Origin of the sequence: Pantoea sp. NPDC088449 (assembly GCF_044753225.1) — a bacterium.
Lineage (GTDB): Bacteria > Pseudomonadota > Gammaproteobacteria > Enterobacterales > Enterobacteriaceae > Pantoea > Pantoea floridensis.
The window spans coordinates 502337-517652 of record NZ_JBIVMT010000002.1 but is presented as its reverse complement, the minus strand read 5'-3'; the positions used below and the strand labels follow the sequence as shown (position 1 = coordinate 517652).

Sequence of the window (15316 nt, the reverse complement as noted above, 5' to 3'; positions counted from 1 at the left end):
AATCCTGACTTAATCATGGCGGACATCGCGTATTACACAAGCGCAGCGTTAAATAAATCATTCATTTTATTTCACGCAATGCCAGGCTTAAGAGAGGCCAACGTGGAGCAAGTATCATGAAAAAAACATCCCCCTCTGAAATGCGCTGTCAGATCATTCATCAGCGCACATTATCCGAATTAGGGTTAATTTCTCTGTATGAAGTCAGCTTTAACAACGGAAAGTATGCCGTTATACGCTTAGACAATGATCAGACATTTCAAGCAGGTGACATTTTTAAATGCATCAATAATCTTTGGTATTGTGATGAGAAATTAATACATCCGATGTCTTTTCAGTATGTAGACCAGGCTGAAGCTCAGCGTTCATTTTTGGAATATGAAAGGTAAATTATTTTACAGCTTTAGACAGGCAAATGATAAACGGTAGGTGGCTCTTCTTGTACAGGTGAGCAGAATCAGTTCAGTGATTAACAAAAAAAGACGCGGCAGCAGGCTCACTTCTCCATAACAAATAATGACTTACAGTGTGGGCACAGCATTGCCTGGCTGTGGGATTGTTTATGTGAAGATTGTGGGCAAAACTTTTTGCACACCGGACACTGCGCACTAACCTCCCGGCGGCCCAAACTTTCCAGAAATCGATTTAACCAGCTCATGATTTATTTCCTTTTTCCGATAACTCATTCTAACACACCTTATTTTTTTCACCGCAACTAACATTTGACAAGCCGATAAAACCGGTCCAAGTCTATCATTACGTTGTTTATAATTTTTAAATAAGCTATTGCCGTATAAACCAACCGCAAACGCCATTTAGCGCTATACTCATTAAAGGTAAATTAATTTCCCTCGCCCTCCCTATACCATCAATTTTCCTATTGATAGTGCTGGCTTTTTTAATCCATCGGATTTTTGTGATGCCATTATGAAAAATAAAATTCCCACCGGGTCGATCTTAAACAGTAGCGTGCTGCCAGAAATGACAGGCAGCAACGTTGAGTTTTTACATGAAAGTGGTATTTACCAGGCGAACCGGCCAGATGTTTTTTCTGAGCAACAAATGGACATTTACGGCGAGCGTTTAGCAAAAACGCACCATCTTTCCAGCGCGAAAAGAAGCTATAAATTATTACAACGATTAAAAGAAAATGAGCAGGCGCTGATTAAAAGCGCGGAAATATTGAGTGCCGGTGATGAACGCAACCTGACACCTGCCGGTGAGTGGCTGCTGGATAATTTTTATATTATCGAAGAACAAATTCGTATGGTGCGGCATCTGCTGCCCGCAAAATTTGGTCAGGGTTTGCCCGTATTAACCGAACCGGCTCACTATTTGCGTATCCAGGCGATTGCTGACGAGATGATCAGTCATAGCGATGGTCGGCTCGAATCCAGCGTATTATCGACCTTTATACATGCCTATCAAAGAGTTACGCCACTGTTAATGGGCGAGCTTTGGGCGCTTCCTGCCATGCTGCGCTTTGCATTAATCGATAATCTCGCCCGCATTGCCGTGGGAGTAGCCGACATCCATCAGGAAAGAGGCCAGGCGGAGGAATGGATTAATGAAATCATTCACCACTCTGCAAAAGATGCCAGCAAGGTCATTCAGGTTATCGCCCGAATGGCAGATAAGAACGATCAACTGTCCGGTGCCTTTGTCGCTGAACTGGCACGCAAGCTCAACGGACAAAATCATTCGCTGGCGCTCACCTGGGTGGAACAGCATCTGCTGAATACCGGACGTAACACGGCGGATGTCATTGAACAATTTAACCGTCATCTGTCGCTCAGCCAGCTCTCGGTGAGCAATAGCATCTCAGGATTACGCCAGCTGGGAGAAATTAACTGGCAGGATTTGGTAGAGTCGTTGAGTTTGGTTGAACAAGTGCTGGCGCAGGATCCCAGCGGCATCTACCCACAGATGCATTTTGACAGTCGCGATCAATATCGCCATGTGATTGAAGAGCTCGCCCGGCAAAGTCAATTTGATGAGTTAAGCGTCGCTAATCAGGTGCTGGCGCTAAGTCGTCAGGCTGGATTACCTATTCGGCAGCAGCACATTGGTTATTTTTTGCTAGACAAGGGGCGGACAACACTGGAGCAGCAGCTGCAGCCGCGCAGCTCGTTGCTGAGCCAGGCGCGGCATCATCTTAGCCAGACGCCGCTCCTCTCCTGGTTAGGTAGCCTCACCTTGCTCACCACCGCGTTTACTGCCGAGACGCTGCTGATTACCCGCCATGCGAACATGTCTTCGCTAGTCTGGTTACTGCTGCTGCCCGCCGTGATAGTGATCAGCAGCCAGCTCGCCATGCAGTTACTCAGCGAAGTCACCACCCGCACCCGTCATCCTGTTCCCCTGCCGCGGCTCAATTTTGAAGCCGCCGTTCCTGATAAAGATCGGACGTTAGTGGTCATTCCCTGCCTGATTAGCAGTCAAAAAGGGATCGATACGCTACTTCGGTCACTGGAAACCAGCTATCTCGGGAATGCGTTAGCCAATATCACGTTTGCGCTGCTGGCTGATTTTACCGACAGCAAGGCTGAACATCAGGCGAATGACGATGAAATTATCGGCTATGCGGTACTGAAAATTGAAGCGCTCAATCGACGCTATAGCAGCAAGACGCAAAATGATGTGCTGTTTACTCTGCTGCATCGCAACCGCGTGCACAATCCCTCTCAGGGCGTTTGGATGGGGTACGAGCGCAAGCGCGGCAAGCTCCATGCGCTGAACCGTTGGTTACAGGGTGAAGAGGAGATGTTCAACGTCACCGTGGGTGCCACGCATGCGCAAATGCGCCAGGTCAAATACGTTATTACCCTCGACAGTGACACCATCCTGCCGCGGGAAACCGCACATAAGTTAATCGGCATTATGGCGCATCCGCTCAATGCGCCCGTGTTTGACGATCGCCTTAACCGCGTTGTTGAAGGCTACGCCATTCTCCAGCCGCGTCTGGCTGAAGAGATCCCGCCGTTTGGGCAAGGCATTTACGCACGGCTCTCCAGCAGCGTGCCGGGCAACGACGCCTATTCCTCTATGTCATCTGATATCTATCAGGATTTGTTTGGCGAAGGCTCGTTCGTCGGCAAAGGAATTTACGATGTCGCTGCGTTCACGCGCGCTACGCGTAACACCTGCCCGGAAAACTTGGTGCTTAGCCACGATCTGCTTGAAGGCTGTTATGCCCGGTCCGGCGTGGTCAGCAACGTGGTGCTCTATGAGCACTATCCCGATAACTATCTGAGTGATGTTGCTCGCCGTTTTCGCTGGGTTCGCGGTGACTGGCAGCTGCTGAACTGGCTCCGGCTACGCGTACGCCTAGCAGATGGTAGTCATCAGGCCAATCCGTTGAGCGCGCTGTCGCGCTGGAAGCTGTTCGACAATTTGCGGCGCAGCGTAGTGGCACCGGCCTTGTTAATGCTGATATTCCTGACGTTTACCTACGTCGCGAATCCAATTTTTTGGTTGGGCTGTATTGTTCTCTACCTTCTGCTGCCAGGGCTACTCGCGCTGGGGATTGAGGGCATGAGAAAAAGTAAGAAGCGCGCCTGGCAACATCATCTGTATATCTTATCGGCAGATGCGCTGACCCGCCTGAGTCGAGCCGCACTGCTGCTGGCTGCCTTGCCGCATGAAAGTTACTGGTCACTGAAGGCGATCGTTGTCACCCTGTGGCGCTTGAACGTTACCGGGCAGTTTCTGCATGAGTGGAAGAGTGTTGCAGCCGGTCATGCTGGGCAAGCCCCCGGGTTAGGTCATTTCTATCGCGCCATGTGGATCAATCCCATGGCGGGCGTTGCACTGTCACTTTTAACAGGTTTGATCAATCCGATGTTGCTGCCAATGGCGATGCCTATCGCGTTGCTGTGGGCGGCTGCGCCCGGCTTATTGTGGCACCTGAGTAAACCGGCAGCTCCCCGTCAGAAACGACTCTCCTTCGAACAGCAACAATTTTTACGTCAGACCGCGCGACATACCTGGGCCTGGTTTGATGATTTCGTCACGGCTGAACACCATCATCTGCCGCCTGACAACTTTCAGGAAGTGTTGCAACCCACGGTTGCGCATCGTACCTCTCCCACTAACATTGGCCTGTCGCTGCTGGCCAATTTAACCGCGTGGGATTTTGGTTACGTGACGCAAAAACAGGTGATTAACCGCACGCTCGCCACGCTGGATAGCCTCGACCGCATGGAGCATTTTCGCGGACACCTCTACAACTGGTATGACACTTACACGCTGCAGCCTTTGCATCCGCGCTACATTTCCACCGTCGACAGCGGCAATCTCGCCGCGCATCTGATCACGCTGCAGTCAGGCCTCGCGCAATGGAAACATCAGCCGCTGCTGGCGCTGCCTGTGATTATGGCCGGTCTGCAAGACACCTTTCTGCTGGCTGAAAAGCAAATGGGGGCCGAGCGAAATCATCGTTGGGAAGCGTTAACGGCAGAATTTGCTGGATTACAGCAGGCGCAGCCCGCAGCGATAGCAGAACGCACCTCAGCGCTGATTGGCCTGAGCGAGAGGGTACTGGCGGAGATAGTCTTTCCTCAGCAGCAGGTTAAATGGTTTGAACTGTTCATCCGGCAGCTTATCGAGTTTCAGGAAGAGTGGACGCTGTTTTTCAGCTGGCTGACACCGCAGCATACGCTTCCGAAAGAGCTGCCTTCGTTGCTGTGGCTGGTGGAATTACATGTTCACTATCCCGATCTTCCCCTAAACCAATCCGAACCGGTGATCTGGGCCGCTCGCGAACGTATGGCAACCCTGCTGGAGCTGGAAGGACGGCTGGAAAACCATGCCAAAATGGATTTTCGTTTCCTCTACCTTCCCGCCACCTCATTGCTTAGCGTCGGCTATAACCTCGATAGCGGATTAATGGATAAAGGCGCTTACGATCTCTTCCCATCCGAGGTGCGACTGACGCACTACTTCGCCATCTCCGCAAACCAACTGCCGGTAAAAAGCTGGTTTGTTCTGGGGCGATTATTTACGCAGCTCGCCAATAAACCCGCCGTGATGTCGTGGAGCGGCTCGATGTTTGAGTATCTGATGCCACATCTGGTGATGCCGGTGTATCCCGATACCTTGCTGGAAAAAATGGCCTTAGCGGCGGTAAGGCAGCAGATAGCGTCAGGCGAAGCAGCGCACATTCCCTGGGGGGTATCAGAGTCGGCCTATGCGGCCTTTGATGACAGCCAAAACTATCAATATAAAGCGTTTGGCACCCCCGAGCTCGGCCTGAAGCGCGGCCTCGGCGATGACCACGTGGTCGCTCCCTACGCCACGCTATTAGCGCTGATGGTTCTGCCGCATCCTGCGACTGAGAACCTGATGAAGCTGAAAAAAATGGGGGCCTGCGGCAAGTATGGCTTCTATGAGGCCCTCGATTTCACCGCCCATCGGCTGGCGCGCGGTCAGCAATTTGTTGCCGTTAAAACCTATATGGCCCATCACCAGGCAATGGGTTTTCTGGCGATCTCGCACCTGCTGTTTGATGCGCCGATGGTGACGCGTTTTATGTCTACCGCCCGCTTCCAGTCATCCTACTTACTGTTGCAGGAGCGCGTGCCAGACGATATCGAGCTGTATACGCCACGCCGGCAGTTTGCTGAGGTGGTGGATAAAGCGCCCCGCTCGGATCTGGCCAGATTACGCGAATTCAGCGGATCAGCGGGGCATCTGCCGCAGCTGCAGCTGCTATCTAATGCCAATTACCATGTTTTAGTCACGCAATCCGGCGCGGGCTACAGTTTATGGAAAGGATTGTCGCTGACACGCTGGCGTGCGGATGGCACGTGTAACCAGCATGGTATTTTCTGTTATATCCGCGATCGTCAGACAGGCGAGGTCATCAGCCCTACGTTTCAGCCGACCTGCAACGGAGAGCCGCAATATATTGCGCGCTTCAGTGATGCTGCGGCAGAATTTGAAGCCCGCAATGAGACGCTGAGCACCCATACGCATATTGTGGTCTCACCGGAAGACGATGTGGAAATTAGGCGGGTCATCCTTACCAACCACTCGCGGCAACCGCGTGATATTGATATCACCAGTTATGCGGAAGTGGTGCTGGCACCGGCCGCCAGCGATATGGCGCATCCCGCGTTCAGTAACCTGTTTGTGCAGACCGAAATCGTGGCCGAGCTGGAAGCCATTTTGACCCATCGTCGTCCGCGCGAAGAGAAGACCGAACCGGTCTGGATGTTCCACGCCCTGCTGATTCACGGCGCGAGTGAGCGCGCCACCAGTTTTGAAACGGATCGCGCGCAGTTTATCGGACGCGGCAACAGCGCTGCCAATCCTCAGGCATTAGCACCCGACGGCGTCCTCTCGGGCAGCGCTGGCGCGGTGCTGGATCCTTTGCTCTCGATTCGGCAAAAAATACAGCTCAAGCCGGGGAAATCCATCACGCTGGATCTGATCTACGGCGTGACATCGCAGCGCGCCGCCTGTTTGGCATTGCTGGAGAAGTATCGCAATAACGTCTATGCCAATCGGGTTTTTGAAATGGCCTCGTCCCATAGTCAGGTGGCGCTACGCCAGCTCAATATCACTGCCGAAGATGCCAGTTTGTACAATCAACTCGCCAGTGCGGTGATCTTTGCCAGCCCGGAAATGCGCGGCGACAGCAAATACCTGCAGCAGAATCGTTTGGGACAGGCATCGTTGTGGCGTCATTCGCTGTCGGGCGATCTTCCCATCGTGCTGGTGCGCATCGAAAACGGTACGCAACTCAGCCTGGTGAGTAATTTGATCAAGGCGCATCAATACTGGCGGCAAAAAGGCGTGGTAACTGATTTGGTGATCATCAACGGCGAACACGGTGGTTACCAGCAACTCCTGCAAAATCAATTGCTAACAATGATGGCATCCGCTGAAACGCAACAGCTTATTGACAAGCCCGGCGGCGTCTTCATCCGCCAAAGCGAGCATCTGGCGAGCGAGGACATCACGCTCTTAATCAGCGTGGCCGCCGTGGTGCTGGAGGGGCGAAACGGCAGTTTAGCCGACCAGCTTACGGTGCTGCTTAAACCGCAGCCTACCCCAGCATCCGCTCACTTCTTGCCACACAAACATTCCGCACCGGCCGCCGTTCTGCCGCCGTCATCGGCAGCGTTGCAGATGTTCAATGGCACCGGTGGCTACACCGCAGAGGGTAACGAATACCACATTCATTTACCGGAAAACCACCAGACGCCGGCCCCCTGGTGTAACGTACTGGCCAATAAACAGTTTGGCAGCGTCGTCTCGGAAAGTGGGCAAGCGTACACATGGTATGAAAATGCCCATGAATATCGGTTAACCCCGTGGCAAAACGACCCGGTAAGCGATACCTCCGGAGAAGCCTTTTATCTGCGCGATGAAGAGAACGGTGATGTGTGGTCGCCGCTGCCGCTGCCGATGCGCGGTAAAGGCGCCTATGTGACGCAGCATGGCATGGGTTACAGCCGTTTTGTGCATCAGGAACGGGGGATAAGCAGTAGCGTAACCACCTTTGTGGCAAGAGAAGAGGCCGCGAAGATTACGCTCGTCACGCTGAGTAATCTCTCAGGCAGAACGCGGTATATGTCGATCACCGGTTATGTCGAATGGGTGCTGGGCGAGTTGATGAGTCAATCTGCCCCGCATGTCCAGACCTCATCGGCCATGGTGGAAGCCGGCAGCGCCATTCTGGCGATCAATCGCTATAACAGCGCAGGGTCGGCCCGAACCACCTTTTTTGCCGCATCAGGCAACCAGATTACCTTCAGCGGCAATCGACTTGAATGCCTTGGCCGCAACGGATCGATGCGCAAACCGGCGATGATGCAAGCGCGTGGATTATCGGGCAATACCGGAGCAGGTTATGATCCTTGTGCCACCTTGCAAACGCTGACAACCCTGATCGATGGCGATACGCGTACCTTCGTCTTTGTGTTGGGCGCAGCGGAAGATACCGATGCGGCGCTGACGCTTATGCAGCGCTTCCTGCCTCTTGAAGCAGCGGAGGCTGAACTTGAGCAGGTAAAAAACCAGTGGCAAGACGTGTTGAACAAAATCGAGGTGCAAACGCCCGATCGTGCTGTGAATTTACTGGCAAATCGCTGGTTGCTCTATCAAACCCTAGCCAGTCGCTTGCTAGCACGCAGCGGTTACTACCAGTCGGGTGGAGCATTCGGTTTTCGCGATCAGCTGCAGGATACGCTTGCCCTCACCCATGCCGCGCCGCAGTTGCTGCGTGAGCAGCTACAGCTCTGCGCATCTCGTCAGTTTCTTGAGGGGGATGTCCAACACTGGTGGCATCCGCCGACAGGACGTGGCGTCAGAACGCGCTGCTCAGATGATTATCTATGGCTACCTTATGCGCTGTGCCATTACGTAACGGCGACAGACGATCTTACCTTGTTAGAGCAGCAGGTGCCGTATCTGGAAGCAGCGCTGCTGCTGCCGGAACAGGAATCGGTATATAGCCTTCCCGGCGTGAGTCAGATACACGAAAACCTATGGGAGCACGCCTTACGCGCAATCAAACATGCCCTGACTTTCGGCGAGCATGGCCTGCCGCTCATCGGATCCGGTGACTGGAATGATGGCATGAGCGCGGTGGGCATTGCCGGGCGGGGAGAGAGCGTCTGGCTGGGCTTTTTCCTCTATAGCGTGCTTACCCGTTTTGCAGCCCTCTCGCACCGACTAGGGAAAACCGATGCTGCTACGCTGTGCCTGTCTCAGGCCGATAGCCTGAAAACAGCGCTTAATAACGTTGCTTGGGATGGCGAGTGGTTCCTGCGCGGTTATTTTGACAGCGGCGAAACGCTGGGGTCGCATCTCAATAGCGAATGTCGCATTGATGCCATCGCCCAAAGTTGGTCGGTGCTTTCCGGCGCTGGCGATCCGGACAAATGTGAATCAGCGATGCAGGCGCTGCACCAGCAGTTAGTCGATAACGATAACGGGCTGATTAAGCTGTTAACGCCGCCGTTTAACGGTGAAGGGCCGAATCCCGGCTATATCCGCGGTTATTTGCCGGGCACGCGTGAAAATGGCGGGCAATATACGCATGCGGCACTTTGGGCGATTATGGCCTTTGCCGAAATGGGCCACGTTGACCGCGCCTGGTCACTGCTGGCGCTGGTTAATCCTATCAATCACAGTCTCACGCCGGCTGACGTTGAAACCTACAAAGTTGAGCCCTATGTGATGGCGGCGGATGTCTACAGCGCAGAGAACCACGAAGGGCGCGGCGGCTGGACCTGGTATACCGGCTCGGCTGGCTGGGCCTATCAGCTAATAATTGAGAGCCTGCTGGGCATCATCCGACACGGCAAGCAGTTGCAATTACGTCCGCGACTGCCAACCGCGTGGCCAGGCGCGAAGGTCACCTATCGCGAAGGCGAGGCAACGTATGAGATTGATATTGTGCGTGCCGAGGGTGCCCATCAAATGTGGCTGGATGGCGAGCTCTGCGCGGGAGATGAAATCACCTTGTGCGACGACGCGCGACATCACCAGGTGATAATCCATCTGACCCCGTCGCTTCGGTGCCAGGGCGTATCGTCTATAGATAGTTAATTTCGGCATTTGCCACATTATTCTCTTTTCCATAGGGTGAAGGCTTAACCAGGAGAGAGAATAGATGACGGCATCAACATTATCCGTTGCCATTGTGACGGGCGGCAACAGCGGCATTGGATTGGAAACGGTAAAATTACTGGCGACCGATCACCAGGTTTACGCGATTGGGCGCAACCCGCAAACGCTTCAGGCACTGGAAAAGGTGGCAAATGTAATACCGGTAGCATTGGATATCACGGATTACGCCGCCGTAGCCGCGTTTACGGCTTCTCTCGCGCGTGTCGATGTGCTGGTACATTCTGCGGCGATCTCGCTGCTCAGCACCACTTACTCGGCCACGCCAGAACTGTGGCAGCAGCATTTGAGTATCAACGTCATTGCACCCGCTGAACTGACGCGCTTAGCGTTGCCTGCTCTGCGCGCATCTCAGGGTAAGGTGGTGTTTATTAACTCCGGCTCGGGCACGCTGGCACTGGCAGGCCATGTTGTTTATTCCGCCTCGAAATTTGCGCTCACGGCACTGGCGCATGCGCTGCGGACGGAAGAGAGCGAGCATGGCGTGCGCGTGGCGACGATCGCGCCAGGCCCCACCGATACGCCGATGAATCAAGCCTCGCGCCAACGTGCCGGTAACCATGCCCCCATCAATCCACGGGAATATCTTGAGGCCTCTTCTGTTGCGCGTGCCGTCAGATTTATTGTTGATAGTCCGGAAGACACGCAGATCGCCGACATCGTAATACGCCCGCGCCGGGATAAGGCCAGGCGTTAACAGCCATTGAGTGAACATTGCCTGAATGTGTGGCTTAACGCATTCCCAGCGCCGGGGGTGTGAAGGTAAAGTGGCATCTTTGATAACTAAGGATTAGTTAGCTGATGAACACAAAACTGAGAGCGGCACTGGTGTGGGGCGTGGTTTGTTTTTTATTACTGTACCGGACGTTGCTTGCCGAGATCGTCTTATCGTGGCAAGTACTGCAACAATACGATGTTCCGATCTGGCAGCTGGTCGTGACCTATAGCGCCAATATCGTCCCGGCATGCATTCCTCTCGCCTGTTTTGTCTGGCTAACGCGTAAAGCACATTTCACCTGGGGTTTTGCGCTGACGTTGCCCTTTATTGCCTGGCTGATTGGCAGCTGTTTCGTGGTGACAATATTGTGGATGATCACCGCCAACATCACCAGCGCCCCACCTTATTCTGCTGGACCAGCGCAGATGATCACACAACAGATCGTTAAGTTGTACTGGACGTCTCGCACTTTGACCGCCGCGCTGATCATCCTGGTTTGTAGCTATGCTTTCTGGCGTGAATGCAGACTGCTGAAAACCGCTGGCTGAATATTTTTTCAAATAATCAGCAATATTCCTGCCGCTCATTCGTCTACCTCATCACAAGCCGTTATCTAATAATGTAATGAGGAAAGAGCAATGAGAGATTTTGATATGCACAGACGCGATCACGGCCACCATTTTGGTGGTCACCGCATGGCAAAACCGCTGATCATCGGTGCCGTTATTGTTGCCGTACTCGGATTGCTGGTGATGTCGCTTTGGAATGCGTTACTGCCGGGCATCGTCGGCGTGAAAAGCATCGGTTTCTGGCAGGCGTTGGGGTTGTTAGCGCTTTGCCGCATTCTGTTTGGGGGGTTGGGTTTCCGCCCAGGGATGTTTGGTATGGCACGCCGCCGTATGCATGAACGCTGGATGCAAATGACACCGGAACAGCGCGAAGAGTTTATGCAGCATCGCCGTAATCGTTTTGGTCATCGCGGCCACCGCGATCGCTGCGACTGGCACGGTGGTCGTCGTGACGAAAGAAACGATTCTCGCCCGCAGCCCGATAGCAACGCGTCCAAACCCAGCGATTCCGAGTAATCGTGATGCCGCAGGATTCACGGCTAATGTCAGCGATCAACGCCTGTCGCACAAAGCTGAAGGCGTTTATTCGCGGTCGAACGGCGGTGCGTGAAGATGCTGATGATATCTTGCAGGAAGTCACCTATAAGCTGATGCAGGTAGAGCAGCCGGTGGAGAACGTTGCCGCCTGGCTGTTTCGCGCGGCGCGCAATGAAATGACCGACCGCGCGCGTAAAAAGACCGAACAGCCTCTTTCGAACGTCTTCGGCGGTGACGAAGAGGGTGAATTTCCTGAGGATGAGCTGGCGGAAACCTTATTTGGGGTGCCGCAAACGCCAGAAGATGAATATTTAAAAGCGTTACTGTGGGAAGAGCTGGAGGAAGCGCTCGCTGAGCTTCCAGCGTTACAGCGCGAGGTATTTGAGAAAACCGAACTCCTCGGATATAGCTACCATGAGCTGGCAGCAGAAAGCGGCAGCAGCGTGCAGGCTTTATTGTCGCGCAAGCATAAAGCGGTACTGTTTTTGCGCACCCGCTTACGCAGCCTGTACGATGAATTAACCCTCGATTGATAAAAAGCATCCCAGCGTCATGCACTGGGATGCTGCTTTTTACCACCAGCAGGCTTCTTCCTGCGGCTGCAAAAATTGCACGCCCTGCCCGATTTGCGGCATACAGAGTTTGATTTGATGTTCTTTTGCCAGCGCAACTATTTGATTAAGCGGATCGTTCCAGTGATGAAATGCCAGATCGAAGGTGGCATTGTGAATCGGAAACAGCCATTTCGCGTTCAGATCTTTAAAGGCTTTTATGGTGTCTTGCGGCAGCATGTGAATATCGGCCCAGCGACGGTCATAAGCCCCATTTTCCAGAAATGCCATATCGAATGGGCCAAACTTATGGCCGATCTGTTTGAATCCATCGAAATAGCCGGAATCACCACCAAAGAACAGGCGGAATTCATCGCTAATGATGCTCCACGAGCACCATAAGCGTTTATTACCGTCAAATAAACCTCGCCCGGAAAAGTGCTGCGAAGGCGTTGCGACAAATTGAATGCCGGCAATATCTGTGGATTCCCACCAATCGAGCTGCGTAATTTTCTCCGGCGCAACGCCCCAGGATGCAATCAAGTCGCCAACACCGAGCGGAGTCAGGAAATATCGCACCCGATCTTTGAGCTGCATGATGCTGTGATAATCGAGATGATCATAATGATCGTGCGAGAGAATAATCCCTTCGATGGGCGGCAACGCGTCGAGTGAAATAGGTGCGGGCTGAAAGCGTTTGGGACCTAATCGGCGAAACGGTGACGCACGCTGGGTAAATACCGGATCGGTCAGCCAAAATTTGCCCTGTATTTTAAACAATAATGAAGAGTGTCCAAGCCGATATACACGCTTATCCGGTGCGAGAAGCAGCTGCTGCGCGCTTAGAGGGATAAGCGGTAATGCATGCTCGGGAACCGTATTTTTAGGTTTGTTAAACGTAAAGTCCCAGATAAGTTTGGCGTATTCGGCCAATCCCAGCTGCTGGCGTGGAATGCCATTATTAAATCTCTTGCCATCAAATTGTGCGGATTGTGGATAGCTTTTTATCGTGCAGCGGGCAATGCTCGAACTATTCATCATTGATCTTTTACCTCACCAGGCGGGTGGTTCAGAATAGCGATTTTCAATAGTACGCACATCACATATCGGGCGGTCTGCATGCCGGGGATGACATCAACCCTGCGGCAGAGTAAAGTGCCGCTTTTGCTTGATTTTACGAGGGAAAATGGAACGTTTATTTGTTTATGGCACGTTACAGCCAGGCCACTCCAATGCCCATATTCTGGAAAATATCGGCGGCGAATGGCTGGCGGGATCGGTTGCAGGCATCTACTACGCGCGTGGCTGGGGCGCTGCAGCGGATTTTCCCGGCATTGTTTTGCAGCACGACGGGCCACGCGTGCAGGGTTATGTGTTTATGTCCGATCGGCTGGCGTCACATTGGCCGATGCTTGATGAATTTGAAGATGGCTACGATCGCGTTGAAGTCGACGTGATCACCCTTGATGGACAGCCGCTCTCGGCTTGGATTTACCAGCTTCAGCCGCAGTAACAAGCGTGTTTCATTTATGGTCAGGAGTTGAGCATGATTAAAGTCTGCACCGCATGCGGCACGTCTTACGACGAGCAACGTGAAGAGATCAAACGCTGCGCAATATGTGACGATGATCGGCAATACGTGCCGGCAACCGGGCAAAAATGGATGCCGCTGGAACGCCTGCTCCTCAATCACAGCAATAAATGGCAGCAGCACACCGCTACTCTCTTTAGCTTGCAGACGGTGCCAGGCTTTGCCATCAATCAACGCGCCTTTCTGCTGCGAACATCTCAGGGGAATATTCTTTGGGATTGCATCGCTAATTTAGATAACGCTACGAAAGCCATTATCAGCGCGCTTGGCGGTATTCACGCCATCGCTATTTCACACCCGCATTATTACAGCACCATGCAGGATTGGGCTGCCGCCTTTAACGCGCCGATTTACCTCCATGCCAGCGATCGTGAATGGATTATGCGCTCCAGTCCCCATATTCAGCTTTGGCACGGTGACGAACAGGAAATTTTACCTGCAGTGAAGCTGATTCGTCTTGGCGGCCATTTTGCCGGGGGTTGTGTGTTGCATCATTCGCACAATGACGGCTTACTTTTAAGCGGCGATATATTGCAAGTCACGCCTGGCGCTAATGCCGTGTCATTTATGTGGAGCTACCCAAATATGCTGCCACTCTCTGCCTCGACGGTGAGCGACATTATGCTTCGGCTTTCACCGTTAAAATTTGAGCAACTTTACGGCGCATTTGAGCATCGTGAAATTTTGACCGAAGCGCAGAAAAAAGTTCTGCATTCGGGCGAGAAATACATCGCCTGTTTGCAAAAGTAGCGGCCCCTGAACGAATTCCAGGCGAACGGCTCACCAATGGATGTACAGACGTCTAGATATCCATTATAGTCCGTTTCCTACGTTAAGAGGGGACCTGCGCAATGAAGAAAATAATACTCACAACTCTGCTGGCTGCTTCCGTTGCACTGTTGAGTGGCTGTAATAAAAACGATGAAAACCACATCAAAGTGGCCATAAATACCGGGCCAGACCAGGCGTTATGGGACACAGTGAAGCAAGTTGCGCACGACAAATATCAGCTGGATGTTGATGTTGTCGCCTTCAATGACTATGTACAGCCAAACGAAGCGCTGTTTAACAAAGATGTTGACGCCAATGCGTTTCAGAGCCTGCCCTATCTGGAGATGCAATCAAAAGAGCGCGGTTACCACTTCGCCGTAGTAACCAACACCTTTGTATTCCCAATTGCGGGTTATTCACGCAAGATAAAATCGCTTAATGAGTTACCCATCGGTGCCACTGTAACCATCTCTAATGAAGCGACCACGCTGGGCCGCAGTCTGCTGCTGTTACAGGCGCAAGGCCTAATTAAAGTAAAACCAGAAGCGGGTCTGCTGCCCACCACGCTGGATATCACTGACAATCCTAAAAAGCTGAAAATTGTGGAAGTTGATACGCCGCAGCTAGCGCGCACCCTGGATGACCCACAGGTTTATATTTCCATCATCAACAACAACTTTGCTGCCCTGGTGAATCTCTCTGCTTCGCGTGATGGGATGTTTATGGAAGGCAAAGCCTCACCGTACGTCAATGCCATCGTGGCGCGTGAAGACAATAAAGACAGCGCCAATGTGCAGAAGTTGAAACAGGCCTTCCAGTCGCAGGAAGTGCTGGATAAAGCGAACGAAATCTATAAAGGCGATATTATTAAAGGCTGGTAATACCCGGCAAAATAAAGCCGCGCAACGCATTTTTTTGCGCGGCTATCTCAACATCAAGC

General features: G+C 52.7%; 11 protein-coding genes. 9 read left to right on the top strand and 2 right to left on the bottom strand.

From position 1 onward, the window contains the following. Positions 1-116 precede the first annotated feature (116 nt). Positions 117-389: a hypothetical protein gene (locus ACIP6T_RS13625; protein WP_400457740.1), complete on the top strand. Its 273-nt coding sequence runs from the start codon at positions 117-119 to the stop codon at positions 387-389. A gap of 107 nt (positions 390-496) precedes the next feature. On the opposite strand, the gene ACIP6T_RS13620 is transcribed toward ACIP6T_RS13625, so the two are convergent. Further along, positions 497-658, bottom strand: coding sequence for a YnfU family zinc-binding protein (locus ACIP6T_RS13620; protein ID WP_400457738.1), 162 nt, complete (start codon positions 656-658; stop codon positions 497-499). A gap of 269 nt (positions 659-927) precedes the next feature. Here ACIP6T_RS13620 and ACIP6T_RS13615 point away from each other — a divergent pair, with 269 nt between their 5' ends. The 5 genes from ACIP6T_RS13615 to ACIP6T_RS13595 all read left to right on the top strand — a co-directional run bounded on the left by ACIP6T_RS13615 (position 928) and on the right by ACIP6T_RS13595 (position 11996). Then, complete coding sequence (locus ACIP6T_RS13615) at positions 928-9561, top strand: GH36-type glycosyl hydrolase domain-containing protein (RefSeq protein WP_400457736.1); 8634 nt, start codon at positions 928-930, stop codon at positions 9559-9561. Positions 9562-9625: 64 nt separating this feature from the next. Continuing rightward, entirely contained in the window at positions 9626-10336 is a 711-nt protein-coding gene (locus tag ACIP6T_RS13610) for an SDR family oxidoreductase (RefSeq protein WP_400457734.1), read from the top strand. A 104-nt stretch (positions 10337-10440) separates the two neighbouring features. Further along, positions 10441-10905, top strand: a complete 465-nt coding sequence (locus ACIP6T_RS13605) for a hypothetical protein (protein WP_400457732.1) — start codon at positions 10441-10443, stop codon at positions 10903-10905. A 90-nt stretch (positions 10906-10995) separates the two neighbouring features. Then, complete coding sequence (locus tag ACIP6T_RS13600) at positions 10996-11442, top strand: hypothetical protein (RefSeq protein ID WP_097097902.1); 447 nt, start codon at positions 10996-10998, stop codon at positions 11440-11442. A gap of 5 nt (positions 11443-11447) precedes the next feature. Further along, positions 11448-11996, top strand: a complete 549-nt coding sequence (locus ACIP6T_RS13595) for an RNA polymerase sigma factor (protein ID WP_400457730.1) — start codon at positions 11448-11450, stop codon at positions 11994-11996. Positions 11997-12035: 39 nt separating this feature from the next. Here ACIP6T_RS13595 and ACIP6T_RS13590 read toward each other — a convergent pair whose 3' ends face one another. Further along, positions 12036-13055: an MBL fold metallo-hydrolase gene (locus ACIP6T_RS13590; protein WP_400457728.1), complete on the bottom strand. Its 1020-nt coding sequence runs from the start codon at positions 13053-13055 to the stop codon at positions 12036-12038. 145 nt (positions 13056-13200) lie between these two features. Here ACIP6T_RS13590 and ACIP6T_RS13585 point away from each other — a divergent pair, with 145 nt between their 5' ends. The 3 genes from ACIP6T_RS13585 to ACIP6T_RS13575 all read left to right on the top strand — a co-directional run bounded on the left by ACIP6T_RS13585 (position 13201) and on the right by ACIP6T_RS13575 (position 15257). Further along, on the top strand, positions 13201-13527 hold the full coding sequence (locus ACIP6T_RS13585) for a gamma-glutamylcyclotransferase family protein (protein WP_097097905.1): 327 nt from the start codon (positions 13201-13203) through the stop codon (positions 13525-13527). Between the two features lie 33 nt (positions 13528-13560). After that, positions 13561-14355: an MBL fold metallo-hydrolase gene (locus ACIP6T_RS13580; protein WP_400457726.1), complete on the top strand. Its 795-nt coding sequence runs from the start codon at positions 13561-13563 to the stop codon at positions 14353-14355. Positions 14356-14456: 101 nt separating this feature from the next. Next, a complete protein-coding gene (locus tag ACIP6T_RS13575) occupies positions 14457-15257 on the top strand; it encodes a MetQ/NlpA family lipoprotein (RefSeq protein ID WP_345830708.1) in 801 nt (266 codons plus the stop codon). The last annotated feature ends 59 nt before the right edge of the window (positions 15258-15316 follow it).

Bases quoted from the DNA above. Each gene is read 5' to 3' on its own strand.
- ACIP6T_RS13625 (WP_400457740.1), top strand. From the start codon at position 117: ATGAAAAAAACATCCCCCTCTGAAATGCGCTGTCAGATCATTCATCAG.
- ACIP6T_RS13620 (WP_400457738.1), bottom strand. From the start codon at position 658: ATGAGCTGGTTAAATCGATTTCTGGAAAGTTTGGGCCGCCGGGAGGTT.
- ACIP6T_RS13615 (WP_400457736.1), top strand. From the start codon at position 928: ATGAAAAATAAAATTCCCACCGGGTCGATCTTAAACAGTAGCGTGCTG.
- ACIP6T_RS13610 (WP_400457734.1), top strand. From the start codon at position 9,626: ATGACGGCATCAACATTATCCGTTGCCATTGTGACGGGCGGCAACAGC.
- ACIP6T_RS13605 (WP_400457732.1), top strand. From the start codon at position 10,441: ATGAACACAAAACTGAGAGCGGCACTGGTGTGGGGCGTGGTTTGTTTT.
- ACIP6T_RS13600 (WP_097097902.1), top strand. From the start codon at position 10,996: ATGAGAGATTTTGATATGCACAGACGCGATCACGGCCACCATTTTGGT.
- ACIP6T_RS13595 (WP_400457730.1), top strand. From the start codon at position 11,448: ATGCCGCAGGATTCACGGCTAATGTCAGCGATCAACGCCTGTCGCACA.
- ACIP6T_RS13590 (WP_400457728.1), bottom strand. From the start codon at position 13,055: ATGATGAATAGTTCGAGCATTGCCCGCTGCACGATAAAAAGCTATCCA.
- ACIP6T_RS13585 (WP_097097905.1), top strand. From the start codon at position 13,201: ATGGAACGTTTATTTGTTTATGGCACGTTACAGCCAGGCCACTCCAAT.
- ACIP6T_RS13580 (WP_400457726.1), top strand. From the start codon at position 13,561: ATGATTAAAGTCTGCACCGCATGCGGCACGTCTTACGACGAGCAACGT.
- ACIP6T_RS13575 (WP_345830708.1), top strand. From the start codon at position 14,457: ATGAAGAAAATAATACTCACAACTCTGCTGGCTGCTTCCGTTGCACTG.